Here is a 3651-nt window from a genome sequence, read left to right on the forward strand (position 1 = left end):
CTTTCGGATAGCTGCACGACCCGCTTCCACTAGAATTGCCGCAAGTGGCTGAGCCTGCATTACATATGGCCGAGGCGCTATCGCCCTTCGAATTCGTGCAGGTAACCTTCTGGCCGGGTAGGGTCGAGCAACTGCCGCCAGTGACCGACACGTTGGCTGTGCTTCCGTTTTTGCATTTTATCCCCGATCCCGCCGCAAGCGCGGGATTGAGAGAGTAAAGAACCGCGAGTGTCAAAAGCGCAGATGCAGAAAATATGAAACGTGGCATGGCGCATCTCCTGACGACGCCTCTCCATCCCGTGGAAAGATTATACGCCAGAACTGTATTAGGTCGTCGTAATGCTAAGAGACTGGGTTAATGAGTTCTTTCCAGGCTCATTCGTATGCGGCGGATTCTGATCGACCCTTTGAACCTTTTTAGTGGTTGGCCCAAGGCATTCCCTGAATCCCCGATCCCGATCTAGAGCCGTGGCTAGCTGGCGGGACAGGCACCGATGACCGGGAGCAAGACAACATCGACGTCGAAGAGGGCGGCGATTCGGAACGCAGCCTCGGCTGGTCGGAGCCTTGCAGCCATCCCTCCAACTAGTTGTTTTTATTGCGTTTCCGTGAAAAGGCGAGAGGCCTGAAAAGGCTCCTCGCTACGCATTTTGCAACTATTTGGCTTTCCGCTCGCTGCTTATAGCCGCCTGCAACGCCGCGTCAACTTGCTCGGCCGCGTCCGCCTGCATTCGCGGCATCACATGTGAATAAAGGTCCAAGGTGATGCCGATCGTCGAATGCCCAAGGCGCTCGCTCGCCACCTTCGGGTTAATGCCTGCCGACAGCATCTGCGAGGCATGGGTATGGCGAAGGTCGTGGAAGCGGATGCGGGGCGCGCAAGGAGATAAGTCAAGGGCAACTTTGGTATGTTATACGTTGCGTACTTGGGCGGATACGCTTCGATGGATCAGGAAAGACTTCTAGCCGCAGTCCTCTTAGCTGATGTCGTAGGCAGCACGCCGCTCTATGAGCGCATCGGCGACGATGCCGCTCTGCAGCAGATCTCGGATTGCCTCGACGCCATACGCGAGATCGTCGCCCGGCACGGCGGTGATTTCATCTACTCGAAGGGTGATGACGTGCTCAGCCTGTTCGAGAGGCCGGAGGGAGCGCTGACGGCCGTCTCCCAAATCAGCAGCCAACTGACGAAAGGGCCGTTGCGCGCCCGGATCGGATTGCATTTCGGGGCGGTCATTCGCGCGCGGGGCGCGGTATTCGGCGACGTTGTCAATGTCACCGCAAGGTTGTCCACCACGGCCAACCCGGGGGAGGTGCTGATCAGCCAGAGCTTCTTCGAAGCCCTTTCCGCGGGCAGCCGCAGTGCCTTGCGGCTCCTCGACAAAATGGCTTTCAAAGGAAAGCAAGAACTCTTCGATGTCTATACCCTGGGGAGTGACGATCGGGCTCTCAGTACGCAGATCACCAGGCGGGGCACCATTATCGATAGGCGCTCCGCCCCGCCGCGGCAGATCAATCTGGTCATCCGTTATGGAGATCAGTTGCTATCCTGCCGAAACAACGAATTCGTGACGATCGGCCGATCTCCGGAATGCAATATCGTCGTCCAGCGGCCCTGGGTCTCAAGGCACCACGCGACCTTCACCATTTCGAATGGCAAGGCCCGGCTTATCGAGCGAAGCTCGTCGGGCACATTTGTGTCGATGGGACCCAACCATGAAGTATTCGTGCGCCGCGAAGATATTCTCCTCTTCGGCTCCGGCGTCATCTCGCCTGGACGGAAATCGTCCCTCGGCGACGCCCAGATCCTTCACTACGAAATTGTCTCAAACTGACCCGGCCGGACTCGTTAGCCACGACCGGCCGCGACGATCTCTTCGGCAATTCTGCAAGCGCGCAGCGCTGGTTCCGTCAGCATGCGCCTGCAACGTTTGTGGCCTGGTGCTTCGGTGGCCGGGCCTATTGGTTTCGGAACAAACGACGCGGCTGCCCGGTTTTCTGGCGGGGGAAAGGAGCGCGTCATGCAAAACCAACGCGACAAGCCTCTGCCGAAGCAAAAGCCGAAGAACGACGACCCGGCCGACCCGGATCATTGTTCCCCAGAGCCGGCCCATGTCGATCCGCCACCGCGAGACGTGCGGGAAGCGCCGGCTCCGAACCCGAGCGGCGATAAGAAGACCTAGCTGTTTCGGTTAGGTGACCCGGCTGCTCAAGCGGCCGAGCTTTCAGTGATGGACAGCGGTCCAAATTGGAAACACTGCCAAGATGATACCAAACGCTACAACGACAGTGCCTAAAGCGCGTCGCGGTCTTTCAGAATCGCTCCGTGCGCTTTAGGTTTTTTGATTTTACGCATGTCTTTGTCCCAAAACCGGTTCCCACTTTCGGGAGACATGCTTTAGTGCCGCCCGGATGAGGTCTGCAAACGGGGCTCGCCATAATCTCGCCCTGTTGCGGCCATAATCGATTAACATCGTGATAAGCAATTCCTGTGCACAAAGGGATTGGGGATCAAGGTGTTGCTGGCATTCGCGGGCGCTTTGGCTCCGACTGATGGCGGCGAGACTGTAGGGGACAATCGAAATCATGCAGACCTCGGCGCGCCCGCGTCTTCGTCGCGCTCCTGCTTTCGCGCTGTGCGCCCTGTCGGCGGTGCTGCTTGCCGGCTGCACATCCACGCCGCAGCCGAAGGCGATGCTCGACAAGCGGCCGCGCTCCAAGGAATATTTTGCCGAATCCGAGTATGGCGTGAAGGCCAGCCCGCGCGTTGCCTTCATGCGTCGCGGCGGCGGACGCGACCAACTCGGCAAGCCATACCAGGTGCGCGGCAAGTGGTACTATCCGAAGGAAGACAGGCACTACGCCAAGGTGGGTCTGGCCTCCTGGTACGGCGACGCCTTCCACGGCCGGCTGACCGCCAATGGCGAAGTTTACGACACGGCGCAACTGACGGCGGCGCATCCGACCATGCCGCTGCCGAGCTATGCCCGCGTCACCAATATCGAGACCGGCAGTTCGGTCATCGTGCGCGTCAACGACCGCGGCCCCTATCATGAAGGCCGCATCATCGACGTCTCGGAACGAGCCGCGCAAATGCTCGATTATGGCAAGGTCGGGACCGCAAAGGTGAAGGTCGAGTATGTCGGCCGGGCGCCGCTCGACGGCAATGACGACCAGTATCTGATGGCTTCTTACCATCCCGGCAACAGGCGGCCTGATCCGTCCGACGGCCTGCCGACCGGCGTGATGGTGGCCATGAACGGCCCATCGCCCAGCCTGTCGGTGAGCGATGCGCCGCCAGCAGCCGTGCCGTTCCCCGGCCAGTTGACCAATTCGGGGCAGGCTTTCGCCGCGCAGCCTAGTCTGTCGGAGCAGTCGGCACCGTCGGAGCAACCGGCGATGTCGGCGCAGACGCCGGGCGCCAGCGATGTCGTGCTGCCGGATTTCGGGCCGATCGTGCCGGAGCGGCCGGAATTCCGGTTGCCTCAGAATTCACCCTTTGCCATGGCCTCGCTGTCCTACGCGGATGAGCGGGTCAAGCGTGCCGATGTCTTCGCCGCGATCGACGCCAGCGGCATGTCGCCGGCCGACATCCTGCAATCGTGGAAGAAATCGAACAGCCAGGAACAGGCGCCGGGCTCGGACTATGTC

General features: G+C 60.2%; 3 protein-coding genes and 1 pseudogene. 3 read left to right on the top strand and 1 reads right to left on the bottom strand.

Going from position 1 to position 3651, the window contains the following annotated elements; genetic code table 11:
• Nucleotides 1–656 precede the first annotated feature (656 nt).
• Nucleotides 657–875 (bottom strand): annotated as a pseudogene (locus tag EOA38_RS30655) (tyrosine-type recombinase/integrase); the annotation flags it as partial.
• Nucleotides 876–944: 69 nt separating this feature from the next.
• On the opposite strand from EOA38_RS30655, the gene EOA38_RS30660 reads away from it, so the two are divergent.
• From EOA38_RS30660 to EOA38_RS30665, 3 genes are all read left to right on the top strand, one after another.
• Complete coding sequence (locus EOA38_RS30660; protein ID WP_189435023.1) at nucleotides 945–1835, top strand: FHA domain-containing protein; 891 nt, start codon at nucleotides 945–947, stop codon at nucleotides 1833–1835.
• Nucleotides 1836–2021: 186 nt separating this feature from the next.
• Nucleotides 2022–2183 carry a hypothetical protein gene (locus tag EOA38_RS39425; protein WP_189350082.1) on the top strand — a complete coding sequence of 54 codons (162 nt, stop codon included), beginning with the start codon at nucleotides 2022–2024 and terminating at the stop codon, nucleotides 2181–2183.
• A gap of 403 nt (nucleotides 2184–2586) precedes the next feature.
• The coding region (locus EOA38_RS30665; protein WP_145966134.1) for a septal ring lytic transglycosylase RlpA family protein at nucleotides 2587–3651 on the top strand (1065 nt) is incomplete at its 3' end.

Origin of the sequence: Mesorhizobium sp. M1E.F.Ca.ET.041.01.1.1 (genome assembly GCF_003997355.1) — a bacterium.
Classification (GTDB): domain Bacteria; phylum Pseudomonadota; class Alphaproteobacteria; order Rhizobiales; family Rhizobiaceae; genus Mesorhizobium.